Raw genomic sequence first — 25341 nt, 5'->3', positions numbered from 1 at the left:
GAGGTGCGCCGTGCGTAGTGTAAACGGTGATTGGCGGATGTATGGGCTGGCGGCGTTGCTATTGGCAATGCCGCTGCAGGCCGTCGCAGATGAGTCGGTGGAAGCGTTGCGCGCGGAGCTCGAACGACTCAAGGCCCGAATTGAACAATTGGAACGCGAGCGGGCGAACCCGGTGAGAGAGGTGGATCTGGGTTCTGCCGTTTCAGGCACAGAACGGGTGCCGCAGGACAGTGAGGCGACGGAACCGGTTGAGCCCGACGTTCATGTTGGCGGCGCGTTGCGATTCAACATGGTACACCGCGACTTCTCTGAGACCTCCAAGGGCAAGCGTGGAGAAAGCGGCCTGGATGTCTTCCGCCTGAATGTGGACGGCGAGATCGATAACATCCTGGTATCGGCGGAGTACCGTTTTTATTCCTATATGCACACCCTGCACCACGGCTGGATTGGCTATCAGTTCAACGATGACAGCCAGCTGCAGTTTGGTGTGCACCGCGTGCCTTTCGGCCTTCAGCCCTATCCGGCTCACAATGCCTGGTTCGGTGTGCCGTATTACGTCGGGCTGGGGGATGATTATGACATGGGCATCAAGTATCAGCGCGAGGACGGTCCCTGGCAATGGCAGGTTGCTTTCTATAAAAATGAAGAACTCAATGATGCTACCAGCCCGGAGCGATACTCGTTTGACCTGGTGCGCAACGGCGATCAACAAAACGAAGAAATTAATCAGTGGAATGGCCGGGGTGCCTATACGTTTGGCCTGGGCACGGCGTGCGAAACCGAAGTGGGCGGCTCGCTCCAGGCGGGTGAAGTCTACAATGCCACCACGGATCGGCGCGGCGACCATTGGGCGGCGGCCGCCCACCTGGACAGCCGCTGCGGGCGCTGGCATTTTCAGGTGTCCGGCATCCGTTACGACTACAACCCGATCAACCCCGAAGGGGTCTCCTCCGACAGCGTGCAAGTGGGCGCCTTTGCCGGCACCTACGACATCGCCAGCAACGCCGATATTCTCGTGACGAACGTGGCGTATAACCTCCCGTCCCCCTGGAAGCGCATTGACAGCATCATCTGTTACAACGATTACTCCCAGCTGTTCAAAGACGAAACGGGCGCGCGGGATTCTCGCATTAACACCTTGGGTTGCGCGTTTGGCATGGGGCCGCTGTTCACCTATGTGGATTACATTTTCGCGAACAATATGGCGTATTTTGGTGACGGCTCTTTGGCAGGAACAGGAGCTGGTGACGATGACTGGCACAGCCGCTTTAACGTCAATATCGGTTTCTATTGGTGAATACTATGAATGTGATGCGTTTCCCGCTGGTGCTCGCGCTTGCCTGGCTTACCGCCGGTGGAGTACAGGCCCAGCAAGAACTGAATGTGGTGTCCTGGGACGGCGCTTACGTCAAAAGCCAGATCCTTGGTTTTATTCGTCCCTATGAAGCGCAGACCGATGTGCGGGTCAATGTGTTGCAGTACACCGGCGGCATTGATGAAATCCGCCGACAGGTACGCGCCTGGAACGTTCAGTGGGATGTGGTGGACCTGGAATTGTTCGATGCCATTCGCGCCTGTAATGAAGGGTTGCTCGAACGGATCGATCCGGACAGCCTGCCCGACGCGCCCGATGGCACCGCCGCCAGAGAGGACTTTATCAACCAGAGCCTTATGCCCTGTGGTGTCGGCAATGTGGTCGGGTCGACAGTGGTCAGTTATCGCACGGACCAATTCGAAAGCGCCCCTACGCAGCTGGAGGATTTTTTTGATCTGAAGAAATTTCCGGGCCGTCGGGGTATGCGGCGCAGCCCCCAAGGAAATCTGGAATGGGCGTTGATTGCCGATGGTGTTCCTCACGATAACGTATATGAGGTCCTTTCTACGGAAGCGGGCGTTGACCGTGCGTTCCGGGTATTAACCCGGATCAAACCATACATCGAATGGTGGCGCACGGGTGAAGACGCGGTGCGATTGCTGGAGACCAAGGCCGTTACCTTGTCGTCTGTGTACAGTGGTCGTGTGGATGATGCCGTGCAGCGCGGTGAGCCACTGGCGATTCTCTGGGATCATCAGGTGTGGTTTTACGACGTTTGGGCGGTGCCTAAAAACGGTCGGCGCACCGAACAGGCGAAGGATTTTGTGCGTTATGCGACGTCCACCGAAAGTCTGGCGGCGCAGGCAAAGTACATCCCTTACGGACCGGTACGGCAGTCCTCCCATGCGCTGTTGGCGCCCGCATTGCGGGAGCGTCTGCCGACGTCGGAGAACAACCGGCGCACCGCTGTTGAATTGAATGCCCAGTGGTGGTCCGAAAACCTTGAGCGCATTGCCCCGCGATTTGAGCGCTGGGCCGAACGTCCGGTGATGGTGCCTCGAGAACTCCCCCGCTAGCATTTCGGGTACGCGGTTTCTGGAGCTGTGCAGGAAATGATATGATACTTGTTCAGAACAAAAAGATACTACTGAATGTAAATTGGGAGAATGAGTGAAATGAAAATTGCGTTAATGAACGAATTCAGCCAGGCGGGTAAGAACCCGGTGATTTTGGAACAGTTGAACAGCGTGGCCAGCGAGCAGGGTCATCACGTGTTTAATGTGGGAATGGACGGCGACAATGACCACCGCCTGACCTATATTCACCTCGGTATTATGGCGGGGCTCTTGCTGAACGCCAAAGCGGTGGATTTTGTCATCAGTGGTTGCGGCACCGGGCAGGGGGCTTTGATCTCGTTAAATGCTCATCCCGGCGTGGTGTGCGGCTACTGCATTGATCCCTCGGATGCCTATTTGTTTGCGCAGATCAACAACGGCAATGCGCTGGCGCTGCCGTTTGCGAAAGGCTTCGGCTGGGGCGCCGAACTCAATTGCCGTTACATTTTCGAGAAAGCGTTCAGCGGCGAAAGAGGTCAGGGCTACCCGCCCGAGCGCAAAGAGAGCCAGGTGCAAAATGCGGGCATCCTCGATCAAGTCAAGTCGGCCATGTGCAAGGATTACCTGGAAGGATTGAAGGCGCTGGATCAGGAACTGGTAAAAACCGCTGTGTCCGGTGAGCGTTTTCAGGCGTGTTTCTTTGAACACAGCCAGAACACGGCGCTGACCGAGTACGTACGCGGTGTGTTGGATGCCTGAATAACGCGCGCCTGATCGGGCCTGCGTTCGACTGGCCCGGCGAAAACCCGCCCTTATCAGGCGGGTTTTTTTATGCGTGTTCATCCGGTGTCATCCCACTGTCATATAAATCAGGTTGCATAGGCGCCATGCGTACTTTGGTTGCCTGGTTTGTTTTACTCGTTCACCTCACGCCCGCCATATTGGCCTCCGGGGGGCGTTCTCTGCTCTGGCGGTTGCCGCTGCTGGTGCTCCTTGGGCTCGTGAGCGGCCTGCTGTTTCTCGCCCATGCGGTGGGGTTTGCGCTGGATGATGTGCTTTTCCGCCGCTATCGTCGCATTCCGGTGAAAGCGCCTGTGTTCATTGTTGGTGTTCCCCGCAGCGGCACCACGCACTTGCAACGACAGCTGGCGCAGGACCCGGCGTTTACGTCGCTGACACTCTGGGAATGCCTGCTCGCCCCCTCAATTACCGAGCGCTATGTATGGGCGACGCTGGGGCGCTGTTTGGCACCCTTGACCCGCAGGCTGACCCGCTGGCGCTGGCGGGGAATGGACGCGGTACACCATCTGGGCTGGCGAGAGCCGGAAGAGGACTTTCTGTTGCTGCTGTATCGCGGTGGCTGTTTTTTACCGGCCCTGTTGCGCCCGGATGCAGACCGTTATTGGGAGCTGGCCTTTCTGGACGACGCGGTCGAACCAGAGCGACGTCAGGTGTTAATGCAATTCTACCGGCGTTGCGTGCAACGCCATCTGTACTATCACGGTACCCACCGTCGACTGCTCAGCAAAAATCCTTCCTGGACCGGCTGGGTCACAACACTCAGCGATACGTTCCCCGACGCGCGCTTTATTGCGTGCGTACGCCGCCCGGGTGAAGCGGTGCCTTCTCAGTTGAGCGCTTTGCGCCCCGCCTTGCACAGCCTCGGCCGTCAGCGCTTCGAGGGTGCCCTGCAAGAGCGCTTGTTGATGGTGCTGCACAGTTATTATCGGCAGGTGGCGGTATGGAGGCACACTCAGCAGCAGCCGGGAAGTCGCGTGCGCGTGTTGCCCTTGCCGCAACTGGCCCGGCTTGGAGAAAGTGGCTGGAAGCGGTTGTACGCCTTCTGTGAGCAGCCGTTGCCGAGCGTAACAAATAACGGGCCGCGCGAACGTCGGGACGCCGTGCCTGGCCACCGGTATCGTCTGGAGGACTTTAATCTAACGCCAGCGTGGGTCGAACGTTTTTTCGCGGATGTCTGGTCCGAGTGCAAAGCACCGGAAGCAAGATTCGAACGGGCCGGGAGCTGTAGACCATGAACGCGGTTGGATGCGAGACAGTGGAACGCGAGGGCCTGGGCCACAAAACGCTGCGCCTGGCCATCGTTTCGGATGCGGCACCAGGGCGTAACGGGGTGGGAGCCTACTATCAGGATTTACTTGAACAGCTGGCACCCCGGGTCGCCGCCTCGGCGCTGCTGTGCCCGCAAGTCGATGCCCGCGGTCGTTGGCGCACGGGCCTGGCATTGCCGCTGCCCGGCGACCGCACGCAAAAACTGTGTCTGCCGAATCCCTTGTCGTTGGGCAGGGAGTTGAAGCGATTGCAGCCGCAGGTGGTGATCGCGGCGACGCCAGGGCCCTATGGCCTGGTCGGCGTGAACTGGGCACACCGGCATAACGTGCCAGTACTCGCAGGCTTTCATACCTCGTTTGAACAATTGAGCGAATTATACTGGCAAGGTCGCTGGCACGGTCGGGTGATTCAGCAGGCGTTCGAGCGTTCCCACCGCTATGTTTTTGCCCGTTCGCGCTCAGTGCTGGGCAATGCTGACCCGATGTTGTCGATGGCCCGGCGCATGGGAGCCGTCAACACCTGTCTTATCGCCACACCGATTGCGGCTGAGTTTACCGCCACCGCACCGCCTTCTTATGATGGGGCCGTGCGCCGGGTGTTGTTCGCGGGCCGGTTGGCCGCCGAGAAAAATCTGGAGGCGGTGTTACAAGCCGCCCGGGCGCACCCGGATCTGATGTTTTCCATCGCGGGTGATGGCCCGCTGCGAGAGTCAATGCAACGTGCTGCCGAGGCGTTGCCGAATCTTCAGTTATTGGGGTGGCAATCGCGCTCGGCGTTGCGCGAGCAAATGGATGCGCATGATGTACTGCTGCTGCCATCGCACGTCGAATCCTTTGGCACCATTGCCCTGGAGGCGATGGCGCGCGCTCGGGTCGTGATGGTGTCGTCCGGTTGCGGCATTGTGGAATGGCCCGCACTGCGCTCCGGTCTGGTGGTGATTCCGCCGTGTGGGAGCGCGGCTGAAGCGCTGGTGAGTCTGAAAACGGCGTCCCCGGAATGGCGCCGGGCCTTGGCTCGCAAGGCTCGGGAAGAAGCCCAGGCGTTGAATGAAGGCTGCCTGATTCACTGGCTGGCGCTGTTGCAGGGCACGGTGGATCAGGCGGCGGACTTGCCAGCGGTGCCTCAGGAAATCGCGCGACCCGTTCTGGACTGAGGGACGAACGCAAGCGAGGCGGACAAATCCCACCCAAAATACAGGAGAAAACGCGACCGTGCGGGCGCTGGTTTCGATTCACGATGTGATGCCTCATACCCTGGGGCAGGTGACAGCCCTGCTGGCCCTGATGTCTCCCCCGGTACGGGCCCGCGTGGTTCTGCTGGTCGTGCCCGGTCGGGATTGGACGCCAATGGGGATTGCCCAGCTGGCCTGTTGGGAAGCGGAGGGGCTGGAGTTGGCTGGGCACGGTTGGAGCCATCAGTCCGGACCGATACGGGGGCTTTACCACCAGCTTCACAGTTGGTGTCTGTCACGGCAGGCGGCGGAACATCTGAGCCAGTCCCGCGAGTCTTTGCGGGCACTCTTGGCAAAAAATCACCGCTGGTTCTCTCAGAACGGGCTCTCTGCTCCGTCACTCTATGTACCGCCGGCCTGGGCGCTGGGGCGACTGACCGCAGCGGATTTGCGCGAATCCCCGTTTGACTATATCGAAACCACCTCGGGTTACCGACACCTGTCCTCCGGCAAGCGGTGTGCCGTCCCGCTGGTGGGTTACGAAGCCGATAACGCCTGGAGAGCGGCGGGCCTGTCGTTGTGGAACCGTTTTAATCGAGCGGTGGCGTCCGCCACCGGGCGCCCGGTACGGCTGGCGCTGCACCCGGACGATGCGGAGTTGCGGCTGGCCGATGAGTTGCGCCTGACATTGGAGAGCCTGGAAGCCTCGGTGGACTACCGCACGTTGTTTTCGGCGTCGGATTTCACGGCGCCGTAACAATTCCTGCCTAAGCTGACCAGCCAGCGTTGTCAGTGGAGAAATCAATATGGTGCGGTATCGCAAATGGCGGACACGGTGTGTCGCGGCGGCGTGGCTCGTTATGATGCTGGGTACGGCGCTGAATGCCGTGGCCGAACCGTCACCGGCATTGCCGCCGCTGGCGGCCGGGGAACAGGGGCAGTTGTTTGCCTTGCAGGGCTCGAACACAGTGGGTGCGCGGCTCGCACCGGAACTGGCTCGCGATTATCTGATGGCCAAAGGGGTGCAACGAGTGAGTATCCGGGCCCGGGGTATCGCCAACGAATACCGAGTGGAAGGGCGTTACGCTGGTACTCTGGTGTTCATTGATGTCGCCGCGCATGGCACGGGCACGGGAATGCGCGGTCTGGCCTCGGGCGTGGCTGACATTGCGATGGCATCCCGGCCTATAACGGTGGCAGAAACACAGCTGTTCGAGCACCCCGAGGCGATGCGCACCTTTGAAGCCGAGCATGTGGTGGCGATCGACGGTCTGGCCGTGATCGTGCACCCGGATAATCCGGTGTCGTCACTGACCGTCGATCAAATCGCGGGATTATTTTCCGGGCGGTTCCAAAACTGGTCCGCGGTCGGGGGACCGGAGCGGCGCGTCTCCCTGTACGCGCGCGATGACCGCTCCGGCACCTGGGACAGCTTTCGCAGTATGGTATTGGGGGATGACAATGAACTGGTGGGCGGTACGCCCCGGTTTGAATCCAACGATCGACTGTCAGACGCGGTGGCCGCTGATCGTGGTGCGATTGGTTTTGTCGGGCTGGCCTCGGTACGCAAGACCAAAGCGCTCAGTGTCTCCCACGCCAATGTGCGTCCTCTGAGCCCTTCCCCATTGTATGTGGCAACGGAAGACTATGCGTTGGCACGACGGCTTTATTTTTACACCCACCCGGCACAAACCTCACCGCTGGTGGCGGAGTTTATTCACTTTGCTCAAGGTGAACTCGGTCAGCGCCGGGTGGCGGACGTTGGGTTTGTGGCACAAACGCCCGTGGAATTTCGCCCGGAATTGCCAGCGGGCGCACCGGCTGATTATCAAGCTTTGGCAGCGCATTCCGAACGTTTGTCAATCAACTTCCGGTTTGATCGCGGCAGCTCCCGGCTGGACAACAAGGCACTGTGGGATGTGCAGCGTCTCACACAGTTTATGGAAACGCCGGAGAACCGGAACCGCCAGCTTCAGCTGATCGGGTTTGGGGATGCCCACCAGTCTGAGCAGCGTGCCCAGGTGCTCTCGCGGATGCGTGCGCTACGGGTCAAGGCCGCATTGCGCGACGGAGGTGTGGAAGCTGCGTCGGTGGTGGGGTTTGGCGGGCTCTTGCCGGTAGCGGAAGGCGAGGGTGCCGGGCGCCTCAAAAATCAACGGGTGGAAGTCTGGCTGTTTGACAGTGAGGCGGCCTCGACCGTCAACGGCATTAAAACCGAGCGCTGGCAGACTGACCGTCCTCCGAGAGCGGTGGATGTCAGGTAACCTGGTCCCGGCCACCAAGCTTGGATCGGTAGAGCGCCTGATCAGCCGCTTCGACAGCCGCTTCGAGCTTCTCGACGTTATGGCACACCGCAACGCCAAAGCTGGCGGTGATCTGGTGCGCTTCGCCGCGCACGACGAACGGTGTTGAAGCAAGGTGTCGCCGCACTTTTTCCGCGACAGTAAGCGCATCGGCCAGGTCGGTATCCGGTAAAAACATCAGGAACTCTTCGCCGCCCGTACGACAGGCAATGTCCTGGCGACGCAGTGTCTGGCGAAACCGCTGGGCTGCCTGCCGAAGCACGTGGTCACCGGTCTGGTGGCCGAATTGGTCATTGAGTTGCTTGAAGTGGTCCAGATCGCACATCACCACCCCGAGGGGCAGAAAGTCGTCAGGTTTTTGCGCCAGGTTATGAGCAAATTCGGCATCGATAAACCGGCGATTGGGCAGCAGCGTGAGAGGATCGGTGTTGGCCTGCTGCTCCCGGGTGGCCTGCAACTCACTCATTTCATCGTGACTGCGTTGCCGGTAGTACTCATTCATCCACGAGGCGACCACGACCACCAGCAGTGAAATGTAAAATCGCCCGATTTCCTCTTCGCGATATTCTGCGCGAATGTGTTCGGACGCGAACAACAACATGGCCAGGCCCGCCATGATCAATCCGTTACCGATGAGCGCGTTGCGGGTGCCCAGCATGCCAAACAACACAGCGGGAAAGGGAAACACCCAGTACAGAGCGGTGTTGGCGTAGCCGCCGTGATAAACCAGCGTCAACACAAAGAGACCCACCCAGACTGTTTCGATCAGGCAGGCGCGTTCAATATTTCGGGACCAATGGTAATACACCATCGTTGCCAGGAAGGCGCCGGCAATGCCGAACAATAATGCGGTGAGCAGAAGGTCGGGTGATCCGGCGAGGACGGATCGCAAGCCCGCCCCGACCATTACGGCACCGGAACCATAACTGACGAAGGACAGGATATAAGTACGCCGGTCGACGTCGATTTTTTTGGCCTGAGTGTTAATGGCTTTTTTGTCTTTTTGTATAGCCCGGGGCTTATGTTCCAGAACTGTCATCGTCTCAAGGGCACAGGGCGTCCCATCATCTCTTGGTATTAAAACGTGTATTTCAGCGCCGCGAGCGGTGTTGGGGACCCATCTCCGGTAGCTGAGGAGAGTCCCTTAGGAAACTTTGGCAGAGAGTGGCGTATTTATCAATTGAAAACCGGCACTTTCCTGTGGAGGACGCTCAACCCGCAGTGTGAAAAATCACGGTTGTCTCGGGAAGGCAGCGCGTATCAAAGGCGACTAAACCGGTTACATCTGCTAGCATCCGTGCTTTTTCCCTATCGGAGAAGACGCCATGGCTGCATCACGACGAACCTTCCTCAAGCAAAGCGCGCTCGCGATGGTCGCGGGTGCTGTCCCGTTTGGTGCGCCACTGGCGGCCTCCAGACGAGCAGCACGGTTTGCCCTCTCGCTCAGCCCTGGAATGATTGGAGTGTCAGTCTCGCAACGGCAGGCCATTGACCTGGCAGTGGAGTTCGGTTTTTCGGCCGTCACCTGTGCACCGGGCGAACTGGTAGACGCCCCAGAGGCAGTGGCATCCACTAAAGAACGCATGGCACACACCGGCCTGCAATGGGATGCTGCAGGGTTGCCGGTGGAGTTTCGACAGGACCGTGCCACGTTTGAGTCGGGGCTGAAAGCGCTGAAAGCGCAGGCCGCCGTGATGGAACAACTGGGTGCCACGCGAATGGGTACCTGGATCATGCCGACCCATGACAGTCGCACGTACCGGGAGAATTTTGCGTTGCATACTGAGCGGCTGCGTCAGTGTGCAGAAGTGGCTGGCGAGCACGGCGTGCGCCTCGGGCTCGAATACGTGGGCCCGAAAACTCTGATGAGCCGGGACAAGTTTGCCTTTATTCGCACGTTGGCCGAAGCCCGGGAACTGATTACTGCCATTGATCGTCCGAATGTTGGATTGGTGTTGGACAGCTTCCACTGGTTTTGTGCGTCAGACACGGTAGAAGATCTGTTGGCGCTTTCGCCGGACGATATCGTGACGGTGGATCTGAATGACGCCCGGGACGATCTTTCCAGAGACGAACAAATTGATAATCGCCGCCATTTGCCCCTGGAAACGGGTGTGATTGATATGAAAACGTTTTTGACGGCGTTGCAAGACCTCGGCTATCGGGGTCCGGTGCGGGCGGAACCGTTTAGTCAGGCGCTGAATGAGCTTCCCGACCGGCAGGCGGCGCAAAAAACAGCAGAAGCGATGCAACGGGCATTATCGCTGGTGTAAAAGCCATTAGCGGGGCAGACTAAACGGAAAGCCATTATTTGGGGCGGTGCCTTTCACCAGGAAAGGTGTCCGCCCTTTTTTGGTGCGGGCACTGGCTTCTTCGGTCAGGATCTCGCTTGAATAGAGGTGGCGGGGCTCGTGTCGGGCGCGCTACACTCTGGGCGAGTGCCCGTTAGTGGCACAGGTTTTGCGAGGCTAGGTATTCGGACAGGTTGTATTTGGCAGACCTATTTTGAATAACAGGACAACAGCCCATGGTAAAAAACTTGTACATGCTTCCCGAGGGATTGCCCGAACCTGTGGAGGATGGTGCCTGTGATCATCTGCAGGGGCTGGCTCTGCCTTCAGTAACCCGGCCCGCCACCAGTGGTGGCAGCGTCGACCTGAGTGAACTGCCCGGAACCGCCGTGGTGTTCTTCTATCCCATGACCGGTAAACCCGAGCAGCCTCCGATGCGTGGCTGGAACAAAATCCCTGGCGCTCGGGGGTGTACCACGCAATGCTGTGGTTTCCGCGATCGCTATCCTGAATTCCAGGCCCTGGGGGTGTCGGTGTACGGGGTGAGTGCGCAACCGCTGGCGGACCAGAAAGAGGCTGTCGAGCGCTTGCGTTTGCCATACCCGCTGCTGAACGATACCGACCTCAAGCTGGCCGAGGCCCTAGAGCTGCCGCTGTTTGATTATGACGGCCACCGCTACATCAAGCGCATTACGCTGCTGGTAGAGGGCGGAGTCATTCGTCAGGTGTACTACCCGGTGTTCCCGCCACACCTCAACCCCACGGATGTATTGGCGCAACTCAGGAGTTGAGTCGCAGGCCGATGCCGAGGTCGGCCTCAAAGCACGGCCAGCGTCGCCGCTCCTCGGACCATCGGCGGTGGCGATGTTGTGCGGCGTAGTGCTTGAAGCTGGCCTCCTCAAAGGCGTGTTCGCTCAGTAATAACTCGGCGGAAAACAGCACCGCCTGATCCAGCTCGTTGGCGAAAGGTTCTCCAATCAGCTCATGGGCGATCACATTGGCTCGGGTGGTATCCAGTGGGGCCAGAGGGATGCCGCAATAACTGATAAAGCGGTCGTTGACTTCCTCCAGCAAGCGGTGGGAGAGGTAGGCCTCGTCCAGCAGTGCGGCCCATTGAGTGCGGCCGGCGACCAGATCCGGAGGGCAGAGAATGTAATCACACGCGACCAGCAGCAGTGGTTTTATACGTGGGTACAGGCCCGCCTCCTGCGTCAGGTTGTAGATGGCTTCGATTAGCTCCGGCACATTCTCGATATAGCGCACCACAAAACTTTGTAGCGCGTCCGCCGCTTGCTCGCGGGGCAGCTCAATGGCACCGTGCAGACGGTGGGCTCGACGCTGCAGAATTCGGTGTAACTGTCCTGTTTCTGTATCTGTCTCCCTGGCTTGCCGAATCAGCGCTCGTATGTTGCCAATGGATTGGACACACAGCATGTTGCATAGGCCTCCACGTCCGGCCGTTGGGTGTGGTCGGCGCTTTCTTCCTTTAAAGTTAATTCAAAAGTGAGTAAATACAAGCCACTTTTAAGAGTGTTTTTTTATAACGGAGGCGGTGGGAACCCGGGAACGGGACTTACATCGTAGGCATCGTAGGAATGGAACTTAATCAGGCGGGCCGAGTGCGATACCCGTAGCGATATCCAAAGACAGCACCAAGCAGCAGGCCCCGCAGCGCATTGAATATGAGAAAGCAAAGCCATAGACCGTGGTTCCCGAATGCGGAAAGCGGCCACCACAACACAAGAAACAGAGCGGCGGAAATCAGCACCGTGTATTGCATGGCGGCTGTCTGTCCGCTGCCCAGAAACACGCCGTCGAGCTGGTAGCCCCAAACGCCGACCAGTGGAATCAGGCAGACCCACACAAAATGCGCCCTCACCAGGGCTTCCACAGTGGGCAGGTCAGTAAACAACCCTGGCCACCAGGGCGCACCGAGTATGAACAGTGCGCTGATCAGAGCCGCGCAGAGCAACGCCCAGAGCCCGGTACGGCGCACCGCCGCGCGGAAGGCCAGCGGTGCGTTGGCCCCAGTAGCGCGCCCCACCAGGGCTTCGGCCGCATGAGCGAAACCGTCCAGTGCGTAGGACGTCAGTAACAGAAACTGCATCAAAATAGCGTTCGCGGCGAGGATCTGGTCCCCCATTTGCGCGCCCTGGGCGGCGAAAAACACAAATATCGCCAGCAGGCATAATGTGCGCACAAACAAATGGCGGTTAACGACGAACAGTTCCCGGTACTGTCCCAGGCGCTTCAGTGCCGGAATATCCCATTGGCCCGGTGTGCGACTCAGTACCCGCAGCGCCAGCCAGAGGCCGAGAACAAGCCCCCCGTACTCCGCTACGACGCTGGCCCAGGCGGCACCGTCGCTATTCAAGCCGAATCCGAGAATAAAGACGGCATCGAGCGCAATGTTCAGACCGTTGACCGTAAAGAGAATCGCCAGGGGACGCCGCGTATCCTGGCGGCCGATAAACCAGCCTACCAATGCGTAATTCATCAGGCTTGCCGGCGCGCCTAACAATCGTATCTGGGCATAACTCAACGCCAGCGCCAGCACTTCCGCGCTCGGATTCATCCAGCCCAGAATCACAGGAAGCAGCAGTGGGCCCGCCAGGGTCACCAGGCACGCCATGGCCACGCCGATCAGCAGGCTTTGCGCCAATACTTCTCGCACACGGTGGTCATCACCGGCACCGAGTGCGCGAGCGGTGACGCTGGTGGTGCCCATGCGCAGGAACCCGAACGACCATAGCAGGAGACTGACCACGCTGGCGCCGAGGGTGACGGCGCCGAGATACACTGCGTTGGGGAGATGGCCGAGAATAGCGGTATCCACGGCGCCGAGCAGGGGAATGCTGAGGTTGCTCAACATCATCGGCCAGGCCAGTTGCCAGATCTGGCGGTGGCTGGGCACCGCGTCTTTGGTGGAAGCGTTGGGCTGGTCGGACACCGCCGTTCCCCGGTGTGAATTCAGAAAGGAGGCGGAGTGTACAGCGCCCTGTGGGGAGAATACAGCCCTGCGACGTTTAAAGCCGGACACTGAGCGGTGCCGCGCTGTCGGCTAACCTAAGCGCATAAAGGCATTGACTTTTTATTCCAGTTATGGCCTCCTTGTGAATGGTGGTTGCGACATTTCGCCGCAGTGCACACTGGCCGTATCCCGCCGTCTTGAGCCCGTTGGTTTTCAGCCGACATTTTTCCTTCCGATGCTGTAACAGCACTGGCAGGATGAGTGTGTTCAGGTTGGCGGGTGCGGTCCCGAAGAAGTAGTAGTTTCACAATAATCTATAAGTTAGCTACACGGAGAATTTGGGCGATGTTTAAACGAGCGCATAGGCGTTTTGCCTGGCTGCTTGCCCCTGCCGTGCTGATGCCCAGTTACCGGGCGGTGGCAGAAGAGGTTGAGCGTTGGAAGTTTAATATGACCGAGGGGGTCACTCCGGTCAGTCGCGAAATTCACGGCCTGCACATGGAAATGTTCTGGTGGTGTGTAGCCATCGGCGTGGTCGTGTTTGGGGTCATGTTCTACAGCATGATCGTGCACCGCAAATCCCGCGGTGTTAAACCCGCCAACTTCCATGAAAGCACCGGCCTGGAAATTGTCTGGACCGCCATTCCCCTGGTCATTTTGATTATTATGGCCATTCCTGCGACCAGCAGTTTGATCAAACTTTACGATCATTCGGAAGCCGAGGTGGACGTTCTGGTGACCGGCTACCAGTGGCGCTGGAAGTACGATTATGTTGAAGAGGATTTCAGCTTCTTCAGTAACCTCAGTACCTCGCGTGACGAAATCGACGGCTTCGCCCCGAAAAATGCCAACTACCTTTTGGAAGTGGATGAGCCGCTGGTGCTGCCGGTGGGACAAAAGGTACGGTTTTTGGTGACCGCTGCCGATGTGATTCATTCGTGGTGGGTGCCGGCGCTGGGTGTCAAGCGCGATGCCATTCCCGGTTTTATCAACGAATCCTGGGCTTACATTGAAGAGCCCGGTATTTATCGCGGCCAGTGTGCCGAGCTGTGTGGCAAGGACCATGGGTTCATGCCTATCGTGGTGGAAGCAAAGCCGAAAGCCGAGTATCGCCAGTGGCTGGCTGATAAAAAAGCGGAAGCGGAAGAGCTGGCAAAACTGACCGAACAAACGTTCAGCTTTGATGAACTGTACGCACGCGGCGAAGACATTTACGGTCGCTGGTGTGCTGCCTGTCACCAGGCTGACGGCTCCGGTGTGCCGGGCACTTTCCCGGCCCTGGTGGGTGACGGTGTCGTGACCGGGCCGATTGATGACCATATTGATGTGGTGGTGAACGGCGTGCCGGGCACAGCCATGCAGGCCTTTGGCGAGCAGCTCAGTGAAGTGGATCTCGCCGCCGTTGTGACCTACGAGCGCAATGCGTGGGGAAACAACATGGGTGATGAAGCCCAGCCCATTGATATCTATAACCACAAACAGGGCAACTAAGGAGGTAGCGCAATGGCACACGGCCCCGCTAAAGGTATTTCCCGCTGGTTGTTTACCACCAACCATAAAGACATCGGCACCATGTACTTGTGGTTCAGCTTCTGCATGTTCTTCCTCGGTGGCGTATTTGCGCTTGTGGTACGTGCGGAACTGTTTCAGCCCGGTTTGCAGATTGTCGAACCCAACTTCTTCAACCAGATGACCACCATGCACGGCCTGATCATGGTCTTTGGTGCGGTCATGCCGGCGTTTGTTGGCCTGGCAAACTGGATGATCCCGATGATGGTGGGCGCGCCCGACATGGCTCTGCCGCGAATGAACAACTGGAGCTTCTGGATTCTGCCCTTCGCGTTCCTGATGCTGGTGTCTACCCTCTTTATGGAAGGCGGTGCCCCGAACTTCGGCTGGACCTTCTACGCGCCCCTGTCTACCACTTACGCGCCGCCGTCGGTGACCTTTTTTATCTTCGCCATCCACATCATGGGTGCGAGCTCCATTATGGGGGCGATCAACATCATCGCCACTATTTTGAACATGCGCGCTCCCGGCATGACGCTGATGAAAATGCCGCTGTTCGTCTGGACCTGGTTGATCACCGCCTATCTGCTGATCGCGGTGATGCCGGTGCTGGCAGGTGTGGTGACCATGATGTTGATGGATATTCACTTTGGCACCAGCTTCTTTGACGCCGCTGGCGGTGGTGATCCGGTGTTGTTCCAGCATGTGTTCTGGTTCTTCGGGCATCCCGAGGTGTACATCATGATCTTGCCGGCATTCGGTATTGTCAGTGCGATCATTCCCACCTTCGCTCGCAAACCCCTGTTTGGCTACTCCTCCATGGTGTACGCCACCGCCTCAATCGCTTTTCTGAGTTTTATCGTGTGGGCGCACCACATGTTCACCGTGGGCATGCCCATTGCCGGTGAGCTGTTCTTCATGTACGCCACTATGCTGATTGCGGTGCCGACCGGGGTGAAAGTGTTCAACTGGGTGGCCACGATGTTCCGCGGTGCCATGACATTTGAAACGCCGATGCTGTTTTCCGTGGCGTTTGTCATTCTGTTCACCATTGGTGGTTTTTCCGGCCTGATGCTGGCTATTGCGCCGGCGGACTTCCAGTACCACGACACCTATTTCGTGGTGGCGCACTTCCACTATGTGTTGGTGCCCGGCGCCATCTTCTCCATTACTGCGGCTGTTTATTATTGGCTGCCGAAATGGTGTGGCCACATGTATAACGAAACATTGGGAAAAACGCATTTCTGGTTGGCGTTCATTGGTCTGAACCTGACGTTCTTTCCCATGCACTTTTCCGGTCTGGCTGGCATGCCCCGCCGTATTCCGGATTACCACATGATGTTTGCCGACTGGAACATGATTTCATCCGTCGGTGCCTTTTTGTTCGGCGGTGCGCAAGTGCTGTTCCTGTACATCGTGATCACCACGATCATCAGAGGCAAGCCGGCCACGGCGGAAGTCTGGGACAATCCGGAAGGTCTGGAGTGGACGGTGCCTTCACCGGCGCCATACCACACGTTCAGCACACCCCCGGAAGTGAAATAAACCGGTTCGCCAGAGAGAGGTTGCCGCGATGAGAAAGCTGCTGCCTGATAACCCGATAGCCGCGCTTACCCTCAAATTGGGGGTGACCGCGGTGGGCATGTTTGTCTTCGCCATTTGGATAATGCCACCGCTGTACGATGCGTTCTGCGAAGTCACGGGCTTGAATGGCAAAACCGGTGACCGCTACACAGCGACGGACTCGGGGGTGGATGAGAGCCGGGAGATTAAGGTGCAGTTTGTAGCGACCAACAATGAGGGAATGCCCTGGGAGTTTCAGCCTGCTACGCGCACGGTGACTGTACATCCCGGTGAGCAGACCCACATCAATTATCATGCTCGCAACCCGACAGAACGCGATATGGTTGGGCAGGCCATTCCGAGCCTGGTGCCGTTCAAGGCCAGTAATTATTTCCACAAAACGGAATGTTTCTGCTTCGAACAGCAGCCACTGACGGCGGGCGGTTCGGCTGAGCTGCCGATGTTTTTTATTATCGACCGGGATATCCCCCGGAATATTCATACCATTACTTTGTCGTACACCTTGTTTGATGTGACTGACCGATTCAATGACGGTCAGCACGATCTGGCGAATGTGGAACAATAAAAATGAGTGCGGAGTAAACGTTATGGCAACGAGCGAAGGAACTTACTATGTGCCGGAGCAGAGCAAACTGCCGCTCTGGGCCAGCTTCGGACTGTTTCTAACCGTCTTTGGTGCGGCCAACTGGCTTAACGACAGCAGCTCAGGACCCTACCTGTTCATGGCGGGTGGCTTGATATTTGCCGTTGTGCTGTGGAACTGGTTTGGCGCCGTTATCAATGAGAACATGGCGGGCCTGAATAATGCCCAGCTTAAACGGTCCTATGTCTGGGGCATGGGCTGGTTTATTTTCAGTGAAGTGATGTTCTTCGCCGCCTTTTTCGGCGCGTTATTTTATATTCGCAACCTGGCATTGCCCTGGCTGAGCGGCACAGCCGGAGAAACTTCCACGAACGAATTCCTGTGGCAAGGGTTTGAAGCGAGCTGGCCGCTGATGGTGACGCCGGATATGGCCGTTAATGGGGATAACGCCACCGTGCGCGGTCCCGATGAAAGCATGAGCTTTTCCCACGCGGGCTCGCTGTGGAGCTGGTTGCCGTTCTGGAATACGGTCTTGCTGCTCAGCTCCAGTGTCACCGTGCATTTTGCGCATTCGGCGATCAAGAACAACAAGCGTCGTGCATTCAACACCTGGCTGGGCGTGACCATTTTGCTGGCCATTGCGTTTATCGCTTTGCAGATTGAAGAGTATTACGTGGCGTACACGGAAATGGGCCTGACGCTGCAATCCGGGATTTATGGCACTACCTTCTTTATGCTGACGGGTTTCCACGGTATGCATGTGTTTCTGGGCATGTTTATGCTGAGCGTTATGTGGTTCCGTTCCGTACTGAAAGGGCACTTTAAACCGGACGACAATTTCGGGTTTGAAGCCGCCAGCTGGTATTGGCACTTCGTGGATGTGGTTTGGGTAGGGTTGTTTTTCGCGGTGTATATTTTCGGCTAACGCTAAACAGACCGATGGCGACGCTTCACAGCGTGTGATCCCAGGGGGCAGTACTGGAAAGGATGCCACTGTAAAAACCGTAGAAAACGCAAAGCATCATCAAGGCGGCCAGGGTGATGCGAATGCCCAGTGCATACAGCGTTCGTTTGGATTCGGGCACGCCGATGTCTTTGAGCAGAAAGCGCAGACCGCTGCCAAGACTGATGAGTACACCGACAAACAGTAGCAGGATAATGATTTTCAGCCACATACAGGCCTCCGTTTTGTGAAAGCATCTCAGAATGGTTCAGGCTCACAGTGTAGCACCGCCTCGGGCGAAAAACGGTCCCAGCGCGCCTTTCGATGGAAGATTACGCTGCTTTGCCTGCTGACATTACCGATGCTTATCGGGCTGGGGGTATGGCAGCTGGAGCGCGCCAAAGAAAAGCAACACCGACAGGCCCGAATGGACAGTGTGGCGGCGCAACCTCCCGCCGAGTTACCCGGCACCGAGTGGCAAGCCCTGGAGGTCAATCGGAGGGTGTTGCTTGAAGGTCACTATTGGCCGGATCGTAACTGGCTGCTGGATAACCGGCAAAGGCAGGGGCGGGTTGGCTACGAAGTCGTGACACCGTTTGAACTTACCGACGGCACGGTCGTATTGGTGAATCGCGGCTGGATCGCTGCCGCTCGACATCGGGACGAGTACCCGAATCCGCCAGTGCCTTCGGGCGAGGTGACGCTGTTCGCCCAGTGGCTTGCCCCCAGCGATCATCCGCTGCTGAGTGGCAGACCGGCGTCCCGTGGCTGGCCCGCTGTGGCGTTGACCCTGGATCCTCACGCGATGGGAGAGCGATTAGGGGAATCGGTGCCGAATTTTTATGCGCGACTGGATGATGGCAGCCCGGGTGTATTGATTACCGGCTGGCAGGATCTGGAAGTCAGCGCAGCCCGACATTTCGGGTATGCGGTTCAGTGGTTCACTATGGCGTTGGCGGTCGTGTTTTGGGGATTGTGGGCCAACCGCTGGTTATGGCGACCCCGTTCGACAACAACACACTCCGCAGACCGTGGTAGCGAGAGTAACGACAATGACTGACAGTGCAAACACGCAAGACGAGCGACGCATGAAACGCCGGGGACGCCTGCTGGCCTCTGCCCTGATGGCGGTTGTCGCCCTGCCCATGTTGATTGCCTATGTGTTTTATCACACCGGCGTTGGCATCCCTGATGAACAGGTGAATGAAGGTTTTCTTTTGGATCCACCGCAGGCACTGGCGCAGTGGCAACCGGAAACGTTGTCCGGGAAAAACTGGGCGGTCGATCCCAAAGCGGCGAAACACTGGCGATTTATTATTCCGGTGGATGCCGACTGTTCCGGCGCTTGTGGGGACAACCTCTATTTGACGCGGCAGGTGCATGTGCGGTTGGCGGAAAAAGCCAGTCGGGTAGAGCGAATTATTTTGTTGCTGGATGGCGAGTGGAGTGACGAGGCGCTCGAAGAGCTGACCGCCAAGCATCCGGGCACTCGCTTGTTGCGGGCCGACCGTGAACGCGTGGTCCAATCCTTGAACGCAACCAACAGGGCGGGTGATCCCTTGGCATCCGGGCGTTACTTTCTGATGGACCAGGAAGGGTATGTCATGATGGCGTACTCCCCCGAACACACAGGCAATCAACTGCTCAAGGACATCAAGCGCTTATTGCGCTATTCCTACGACGACTGATGGATTAACCATCACTGAATCCAAAACTAAAATAAGGAGACTGATTCGTGCCACCTTCTGTTTCCCAGAAAAAACACGGTTACCGGTGGGCCTTATTCGGTGTCCTGCTTTGTTCGCTGGTGGTGGTTCTGGGGGCGTTCACCCGGTTGGTGGACGCCGGGCTGGGTTGTCCTGACTGGCCCGGTTGCTATGGTCATTTAACCTGGCCTTCTTCGGCAGAATCTGTAGCGCGAGCGGAAGCCCTGTTTCCCGAAACGCCTGTGGAACACGATAAAACGTGGCCGGAAATGGTGCATCGTTATTTCGCCGGCACGCTCGGGCTTGTGTTGCTGGGTTTAGCGATAGCGGTGTGGCGCAACGCATCGCGTGCACCGGCGATGCGCTATCCCAAATGGCACGCCACGGCGCTGGTGGGTCTGGTGATTGTGCAGGCCGCGTTTGGCATGTGGACGGTGACGCTCAAGCTTTGGCCTCAGGTGGTGACGGCACATTTGCTGGGCGGGTTTGCAACGCTGAGCGTATTGTGGCTTTTGGCGTTGCGTTTGCAAAACCAGCCCTGGAGTCTGGCAGCGAACAGCTATCGTCGATTGCGAGCCTTGCGCCCGCTCATTTGGATGACGCTGGTAGCGGTAGTGCTGCAGATTGCGCTGGGCGGCTGGACCAGCGCCAATTACGCGGCGTTGGCCTGCACGGACTTTCCCACCTGCCATGGCGAATGGTGGCCGGACATGGATTACTACCGGGCGTTCAATCTGGCGCAAAGCGTGGGTCCCAACTACTTGGGTGGTTTGCTGGAAGGGGATGCGCGTACGGCCATTCACATGACGCACCGCATTGGCGCGCTGGTGGTCAGCGTGATGCTATGTGTTCTGATGGTTCGTGCCTGGCGTGTTTCGTTGCGCCGTTGTCGGCGCTTGATCGGCCTGATCGGATTGCTGCTGGTGGTCCAGATTTCTCTGGGTATTTCCAATGTACTGGCTTCTCTGCCATTGTCAGTAGCGGTTGCTCATAACGCGGTCGGTGCGTTACTGTTGCTCAGTCTGGTGACGCTGCTATATCGGAGTTACTCGGCCATCCGAATTTAATCATTTCAGCACGCTATAAATACAACACGCTATACATACGATAGGTGCCTCATGGCTAAAGCCGTTGATCGTCCGCACACTTCCTCCGGTATCCACTGGCGGGATTATTACGAGCTGTGTAAACCCAATGTTGTGCTGCTCATGATCCTGACTTCGGTGATCGGTATGCTGTTGGCCGTGCCGGGCATGGTGCCACTGGATGTATTGCTGATTGGCAACCTGGGCATTGCGCTGTGTGCGGGCTCGGCGGCGACAGTCAATCACTTGGTGGACCGGCACGTAGATCAGAAAATGGCCCGTACTTTTAATCGACCCGTGGCGAAAGGCCGGGTTGAACCGGTGCAGGCCGGTATTTTTGCGCTGATTATTGGCAGTCTGGGCATGGCGCTGCTGGTCGTGTTCATCAATACCCTGACCGCCGTCCTGACGCTGGTGTCGCTGCTGGGTTACGCCGTGGTCTACACCCTGTTTCTCAAGCGCGCCACGCCCCAGAATATTGTGATCGGCGGCATCGCTGGCGCCGCGCCACCGCTACTGGGCTGGACGGCGGTGACCGGACAGATTGACGGTCACGCTCTGCTGCTGGTGCTGATTATTTTTGCCTGGACGCCGCCGCATTTCTGGGCACTGGCGGTACATCGTAAAGACGAGTACGCCAAAGCGGATATTCCCATGCTTCCGGTGACGCACGGCGAGCGCTACACCAAACTGCACATCCTGCTCTACACCGTTATTCTGGTACTGGTGACCATGTTGCCTTTTATCACCGGCATGTTGAATTGGCTCTACCTGCTCGGGGCGCTGGTGCTGGGGGCCGGTTTCCTGTATTGGTCGTTGGCGTTGATGTTCAGTCGCAAACCCTCGGTGGGGATGGACACGTTCAAATACTCCATTGTTTATTTGATGGCACTGTTTGTGGTGATGCTATTGGACCATTATCTGCTGCCGGTGCCGGCCGATTATCTCGCCCAACGTTCGTAATTGTGCGCGGAACTCGGGGCTGGCCGAGTGCTTACATGATATCCGGAGGTAATCGGTGACTGACGATTCCAATGACCACGGTAAAAACGATAATGCGGGCGACCGCCAAGAGGTCCAGCGGCGCGGTGTGCGCCGCACGGTTGCCGTGCTGGTGGTGGCGGTACTCGTAGTCATGGGGCTTCAGGTTTACAAAGTGACCCGTGATCCCCCACTGGATCGCGAAGCCCTGCGGGAAGCCGGCACCATGGTATTCGAGCAGCCGCGCCGTATCAGTGCTTTTGAGCTGGTGGATCATCGGGGCCAGCCTTTTACTCAGAACAACCTGCAAGAACACTGGACCCTGGCTTTTTTCGGGTTTACCCATTGCCCGGATATCTGCCCTATGGCGATGGCGGATCTGTCGCGCATGATGGAACAGCTTCCCCCGGCGCTGGCAAAACAAACTCAAGTGTTGTTAGTGACGCTCGACCCGGCGAGGGATACACCGGAGGTGCTGGCTGAATATGTCCCCTATTTTCACGACGATTTCATCGGCGTTACCGGGGAGTTCCTGACCATCAAACGCTTTGCCAACCAGGTTAATGTGGCGTTCGCGAAAGTGACCCAGGGCAATGATTACACCGTTGATCACAGTGGTCATGTCGTGTTGTTTAATCCCCGCGGTGATTATCATGCTTTTTTCAGGCCGCCGCTTGATCCCGTCAAGCTGGGTGAGCACTACCAGACGATTGTGAACGCCTTTACCTTCTGACCCCCCCCTCCTTTTTTCAATAATAAATTTTATTTTACAGGCAAATTATGGGTGTGTTATATAGAAGGCCACCATAATAAATCACGGCGCGGGCCTTGAGATGAGGTTGTCGCGGGAGAGAATAATGAGTGACCAACCTTTTATAACCGCTGTCCGTCGGAAGGGCGAAGAAGAACGAAAATATCGCGCGCCAGCTCTGGAGAAGGGGCTGGATGTGTTGGAGTTGCTTGCACGCAGCGGTGATCCCCTGACAACGTCGCAAATCGCGGCAAGTCTGGGGCGATCAGTCAGTGAACTGTTTCGGATGATTCTGGCGCTGGAGTATCGGGGTTACATCGTCCCGGTGGAGGGAACGGGTGAGGGATATACGCTCAGCAATCAGTTGTTCACTTTAGGTATCTCCCGGGCACCGACCAAAACCCTGATTGACGTGGCGATGCCAGTGATGAATGCGCTGGCTCACGATATTGGTCAATCCTGTCATCTGTCGATTCTCTCCGGGGAGCAGGTGGTAGTCGTTGGTCGCATAGAGAGCCCGGGTGATCTGGGCTTTTCGGTGCGAGTGGGGTACCGACGCCCTGTCGAGTGCTCAGCATCAGGGCTGGCGATATTCAGTTTTCAGAGTGAAAAAAACCCGTTGAGCCTGCAGGCGCGCTGCGGTTTTAAAGCGTCGGAATGGAAGGATTTCACGCAGCGGGCCCGGGAGGCTCGTGCGCTGGGCTACGTCAGAGCCCCCAGTGAGTTTACGGACGGCATTACAGACCTGTCGGTTCCTGTACAGGGCGCGCGTGGTGCGATTGCCGCTCTGACCGTGCCGTTTGTGCGATCCCGACCGGATAATGGTTGCAGCGTGGAAGAAGCCGCTGGACGGTTGTGCGAGGCGGCCGCTGAGCTTGCGAAACATCTGGAACCGTATAATCTTTAGGGAAAGATCGGAACTGCCCCGTTGAGAGCGGCGTTTCTGCTGTAATAATAACCATTGAGGAGTTGGTGTTATGAACCGTTGTCTAGTCGTTGCTTTTTCAGTCCTCATGGGTGCGCTGGCTGCTTGCAGCGCCACACACACGCCGAAGGACGCCGCCGACAGCGTGCCGCCCGCCCTCACCCCGGCGCCGCTGGAAGAGGAGTGGGCCATCGACTGGTGGATGCCTCGCCACGAAGAAAAACTGGCCTTGCGCTCGACCCGGCCTGAACTGGTGTTTATGGGAGATTCCATCACCCAGGGCTGGGAAGGAAAAGGTGCCGAGGCTTTCGGCCAGACGTTTGGCCAGTGGCGCACCCTGAACCTGGGCTTCAGTGGTGATCGCACTGAAAATGTAATCTGGCGATTGCAGCACAACGAGGTCACCGGTATTGATCCCAAACTGGTGGTACTGATGATCGGCACCAACAATACGGGGCACCGCATGGACCCGCCGGACGATATTGCCGCCGGTGTAACCAACATCATCGGAGAGCTGCAAACCCGTTTGCCGAATACCAATATTTTGTTGCTGGCGATTTTCCCTCGCGGCGAGACGGCGGACGATCCCAAACGTGTGAATAACCGTGCGGTGAATCAGAGAATTCGTTCGCTAGCGGAGCGTCCCGGCGTATTTTACGCCAACCTCAATACGGTGTTTATCGATGGTCAGGGCCGCTTGAACAGCGCGATCATGCCCGATCTACTGCACCCGAACGCTGAGGGGTATCAGCGGTTGGCGGATGCCCTTAAACCGTTGGTGGACGCATTGATGACCAAGGGCACGCTACCGTCAAAAACCCGCTAGCGAAATGCCCGTTGTTTGGCCGGACTTCTGGGGATTCCGGTTTCAGGCGGCTTGCGCTGTATTATTCGCAGGCAAGGGGCGTGTCCAATGCGTTTGCCACTGCACGGGATCGTTGTAGTGCAACAAGTGGATCTCGCCCTGGGCGTCTTCCAGCAAAGCGGTGCAGCTTTCGATCCAGTCGCCGGTGTTGGCGTAATGAGTGCCGTTTTGCTCGACCAGCGCGGCGGCGTGAATGTGTCCGCAGATAACGCCATCAAAGCCGCGTCGCTTCGCTGCTTCCATGGCTTCTGTCTGATAGGTCTCAATGGCGGCCCGAGCGCCTTTGATATTGCTCTTGATCAGTCCGGCCAATGAAAAATAAGGGCGTCCAAACCAGCCTCGGAATCGGTTTGACCACCGGTTGATGAACAACAGCAAGTTGTAGGCGAGGTCGCCACAAAAACGGGTAATCCAGCTCAGGTTGATGTAGGCGTCCATGGCATCGCCGTGCATGATCAGCCAGCGGCGGCCATCAGCGCTGATGTATTCGTGTTCCTGAGCAATTTCAATGGGTCCGAACAGGTCGCCATCGAAGCGACGCATCGGCTCGTCGTGGTTGCCGGGCACGTAGATCACCCGTGTGCCATTGTTGGCCAGCTCGTAGAGCTTGAGCATGACCTGGTAGTGTTCGGCGGGCCAGCAAAACCGCTTTTTCATGGCCCAGAAGTCAATAACATCACCCACCAGATACAGCGTGTCGCACTCAATGTCATCCAAAAAGCGCAGCAGGTAGTGGGCTTTGCAATCCCGGTTGCCCAGGTGGAGGTCCGAAATCCAGACGGTGCGAGCGGCAATAGAGGGGCGAGAGTCGGTCATGGAAACAGTCCCGTTTGACGATGACGGGCTCAGTCTGCCGCGCCCGCGTGACGAAAGCGCGACAGTGCCATGACAATTGAGTGACAGCGGCAGCGTTAAGAATCGTCAGTGGGGATCGCTACCCTGAGTCAGCCATTCCAGAACGGCGTACCGACTTTCGAGCATGTCCCGATAGACTCTCAACACCTGTGGATTGGGGTGGGTCTGGCGTTCGAGCCGGGTCAGCCGACCGGTGAGAAACGCAATGTCCTGGTGGACTTTGGCGGCGATGGTGTCGCTGCGAACGGATTCGCTACCGATGACAACGTTTGGGTTGGCCATAAGCAGTTTCCTTTTGCCTCACGCACGGCGGCGTGGTGGGTTAAATAACCGTCGGGACTACTCACCAAGTATTGCACAAATTTTAAGCAAGGAAAG

At 57.7% G+C, this 25341-nt stretch carries 26 protein-coding genes; 20 read left to right on the top strand and 6 right to left on the bottom strand.

Features of this window, described 5'->3' with window-relative positions:
- Positions 1-10: 10 nt before the first annotated feature.
- The 7 genes from ACQCLF_RS04955 (at position 11) to ACQCLF_RS04925 (ending at position 7875) form a co-directional block, all read left to right on the top strand.
- Entirely contained in the window at positions 11-1297 is a 1287-nt protein-coding gene (locus ACQCLF_RS04955) for a hypothetical protein (RefSeq protein WP_426985173.1), read from the top strand.
- 5 nt (positions 1298-1302) lie between these two features.
- The gene (locus ACQCLF_RS04950; protein ID WP_426985172.1) at positions 1303-2391 is read left to right on the top strand and encodes an ABC transporter substrate-binding protein; all 1089 of its coding nucleotides are present in this window, start codon (positions 1303-1305) and stop codon (positions 2389-2391) included.
- A gap of 90 nt (positions 2392-2481) precedes the next feature.
- Entirely contained in the window at positions 2482-3129 is a 648-nt protein-coding gene (locus tag ACQCLF_RS04945; RefSeq protein ID WP_426985171.1) for an RpiB/LacA/LacB family sugar-phosphate isomerase, read from the top strand.
- A 128-nt stretch (positions 3130-3257) separates the two neighbouring features.
- Positions 3258-4406, top strand: a complete 1149-nt coding sequence (locus ACQCLF_RS04940) for a sulfotransferase (protein WP_426985170.1) — start codon at positions 3258-3260, stop codon at positions 4404-4406.
- Positions 4403-5593, top strand: coding sequence for a glycosyltransferase (locus ACQCLF_RS04935; RefSeq protein ID WP_426985169.1), 1191 nt, complete (start codon positions 4403-4405; stop codon positions 5591-5593). Before ACQCLF_RS04940 ends, ACQCLF_RS04935 begins: the two co-directional genes overlap by 4 nt.
- Before the next feature lie 58 nt (positions 5594-5651).
- Positions 5652-6368 (top strand): polysaccharide deacetylase family protein, encoded by a 717-nt coding sequence (locus ACQCLF_RS04930; protein ID WP_426985168.1) that lies wholly within the window; start codon positions 5652-5654, stop codon positions 6366-6368.
- Positions 6369-6471: 103 nt separating this feature from the next.
- Positions 6472-7875: a substrate-binding domain-containing protein gene (locus ACQCLF_RS04925; protein WP_426985167.1), complete on the top strand. Its 1404-nt coding sequence runs from the start codon at positions 6472-6474 to the stop codon at positions 7873-7875.
- On the opposite strand, the gene ACQCLF_RS04920 is transcribed toward ACQCLF_RS04925, so the two are convergent.
- A complete protein-coding gene (locus ACQCLF_RS04920) occupies positions 7868-8953 on the bottom strand; it encodes a GGDEF domain-containing protein (RefSeq protein ID WP_426985166.1) in 1086 nt (361 codons plus the stop codon). The two genes, ACQCLF_RS04925 and ACQCLF_RS04920, sit on opposite strands and share 8 nt — an antisense overlap.
- A 286-nt stretch (positions 8954-9239) precedes the next feature.
- Between ACQCLF_RS04920 and ACQCLF_RS04915 the strand changes: the two genes are divergently transcribed.
- Both ACQCLF_RS04915 and ACQCLF_RS04910 read left to right on the top strand, forming a co-directional pair.
- The gene (locus ACQCLF_RS04915; RefSeq protein WP_426985165.1) at positions 9240-10187 is read left to right on the top strand and encodes a sugar phosphate isomerase/epimerase family protein; all 948 of its coding nucleotides are present in this window, start codon (positions 9240-9242) and stop codon (positions 10185-10187) included.
- A 254-nt stretch (positions 10188-10441) separates the two neighbouring features.
- The gene (locus ACQCLF_RS04910) at positions 10442-10996 is read left to right on the top strand and encodes a peroxiredoxin (RefSeq protein WP_426985164.1); all 555 of its coding nucleotides are present in this window, start codon (positions 10442-10444) and stop codon (positions 10994-10996) included.
- On the opposite strand, the gene ACQCLF_RS04905 is transcribed toward ACQCLF_RS04910, so the two are convergent.
- Positions 10986-11639, bottom strand: a complete 654-nt coding sequence (locus ACQCLF_RS04905; RefSeq protein ID WP_426985163.1) for a hypothetical protein — start codon at positions 11637-11639, stop codon at positions 10986-10988. The two genes, ACQCLF_RS04910 and ACQCLF_RS04905, sit on opposite strands and share 11 nt — an antisense overlap.
- A gap of 172 nt (positions 11640-11811) precedes the next feature.
- Positions 11812-13155, bottom strand: a complete 1344-nt coding sequence (locus ACQCLF_RS04900) for an MATE family efflux transporter (RefSeq protein WP_426985162.1) — start codon at positions 13153-13155, stop codon at positions 11812-11814.
- 366 nt (positions 13156-13521) lie between these two features.
- On the opposite strand from ACQCLF_RS04900, the gene coxB reads away from it, so the two are divergent.
- Genes coxB through ACQCLF_RS04880 form a run of 4 tightly spaced genes read left to right on the top strand, consistent with a single transcriptional unit; the run spans position 13522 to position 17777 of the window.
- Positions 13522-14667 (top strand): cytochrome c oxidase subunit II, encoded by a 1146-nt coding sequence (coxB, locus tag ACQCLF_RS04895; RefSeq protein WP_426985161.1) that lies wholly within the window; start codon positions 13522-13524, stop codon positions 14665-14667.
- A 12-nt stretch (positions 14668-14679) separates the two neighbouring features.
- The gene (gene ctaD / locus ACQCLF_RS04890; protein ID WP_426985160.1) at positions 14680-16230 is read left to right on the top strand and encodes a cytochrome c oxidase subunit I; all 1551 of its coding nucleotides are present in this window, start codon (positions 14680-14682) and stop codon (positions 16228-16230) included.
- Positions 16231-16258: 28 nt separating this feature from the next.
- Positions 16259-16834, top strand: coding sequence for a cytochrome c oxidase assembly protein (locus ACQCLF_RS04885; protein WP_426985159.1), 576 nt, complete (start codon positions 16259-16261; stop codon positions 16832-16834).
- Positions 16835-16856: 22 nt separating this feature from the next.
- Positions 16857-17777, top strand: a complete 921-nt coding sequence (locus tag ACQCLF_RS04880) for a cytochrome c oxidase subunit 3 (protein WP_426985158.1) — start codon at positions 16857-16859, stop codon at positions 17775-17777.
- A 25-nt stretch (positions 17778-17802) separates the two neighbouring features.
- Here ACQCLF_RS04880 and ACQCLF_RS04875 read toward each other — a convergent pair whose 3' ends face one another.
- On the bottom strand, positions 17803-18027 hold the full coding sequence (locus ACQCLF_RS04875; protein WP_426985157.1) for a DUF2909 domain-containing protein: 225 nt from the start codon (positions 18025-18027) through the stop codon (positions 17803-17805).
- A 15-nt stretch (positions 18028-18042) separates the two neighbouring features.
- On the opposite strand from ACQCLF_RS04875, the gene ACQCLF_RS04870 reads away from it, so the two are divergent.
- From ACQCLF_RS04870 to ACQCLF_RS04840, 7 genes are all read left to right on the top strand, one after another.
- The gene (locus ACQCLF_RS04870; protein WP_426985156.1) at positions 18043-18855 is read left to right on the top strand and encodes an SURF1 family protein; all 813 of its coding nucleotides are present in this window, start codon (positions 18043-18045) and stop codon (positions 18853-18855) included.
- A complete protein-coding gene (locus ACQCLF_RS04865) occupies positions 18848-19483 on the top strand; it encodes a hypothetical protein (RefSeq protein ID WP_426985155.1) in 636 nt (211 codons plus the stop codon). The genes ACQCLF_RS04870 and ACQCLF_RS04865 overlap by 8 nt, the downstream gene beginning before the upstream one ends.
- A gap of 47 nt (positions 19484-19530) precedes the next feature.
- Positions 19531-20568, top strand: a complete 1038-nt coding sequence (locus tag ACQCLF_RS04860; RefSeq protein WP_426985154.1) for a COX15/CtaA family protein — start codon at positions 19531-19533, stop codon at positions 20566-20568.
- Between the two features lie 51 nt (positions 20569-20619).
- Positions 20620-21549 carry a heme o synthase gene (gene cyoE / locus ACQCLF_RS04855; RefSeq protein WP_426985153.1) on the top strand — a complete coding sequence of 310 codons (930 nt, stop codon included), beginning with the start codon at positions 20620-20622 and terminating at the stop codon, positions 21547-21549.
- A gap of 55 nt (positions 21550-21604) precedes the next feature.
- The gene (locus tag ACQCLF_RS04850; protein ID WP_426985152.1) at positions 21605-22300 is read left to right on the top strand and encodes an SCO family protein; all 696 of its coding nucleotides are present in this window, start codon (positions 21605-21607) and stop codon (positions 22298-22300) included.
- Positions 22301-22424: 124 nt separating this feature from the next.
- Positions 22425-23225: an IclR family transcriptional regulator gene (locus tag ACQCLF_RS04845; protein ID WP_426985151.1), complete on the top strand. Its 801-nt coding sequence runs from the start codon at positions 22425-22427 to the stop codon at positions 23223-23225.
- Between the two features lie 70 nt (positions 23226-23295).
- On the top strand, positions 23296-24069 hold the full coding sequence (locus ACQCLF_RS04840; protein ID WP_426985150.1) for a GDSL-type esterase/lipase family protein: 774 nt from the start codon (positions 23296-23298) through the stop codon (positions 24067-24069).
- Positions 24070-24111: 42 nt separating this feature from the next.
- Here the strand turns inward: ACQCLF_RS04840 and ACQCLF_RS04835 are convergent, their stop codons facing one another.
- Together ACQCLF_RS04835 and ACQCLF_RS04830 are read right to left on the bottom strand one after the other, a co-directional pair.
- Positions 24112-24924 carry a UDP-2,3-diacylglucosamine diphosphatase gene (locus ACQCLF_RS04835; protein WP_426985149.1) on the bottom strand — a complete coding sequence of 271 codons (813 nt, stop codon included), beginning with the start codon at positions 24922-24924 and terminating at the stop codon, positions 24112-24114.
- Between the two features lie 105 nt (positions 24925-25029).
- Positions 25030-25245: a hypothetical protein gene (locus ACQCLF_RS04830; RefSeq protein WP_426985148.1), complete on the bottom strand. Its 216-nt coding sequence runs from the start codon at positions 25243-25245 to the stop codon at positions 25030-25032.
- Positions 25246-25341 lie beyond the last annotated feature (96 nt).

This window comes from Marinimicrobium sp. ARAG 43.8 (genome assembly GCF_050113635.1).
Classification (GTDB): Bacteria; Pseudomonadota; Gammaproteobacteria; order Pseudomonadales; family Cellvibrionaceae; genus Marinimicrobium.
Note: the sequence above shows the minus strand (reverse complement) of the source record. Positions and strands in the feature narration are given on the sequence as shown.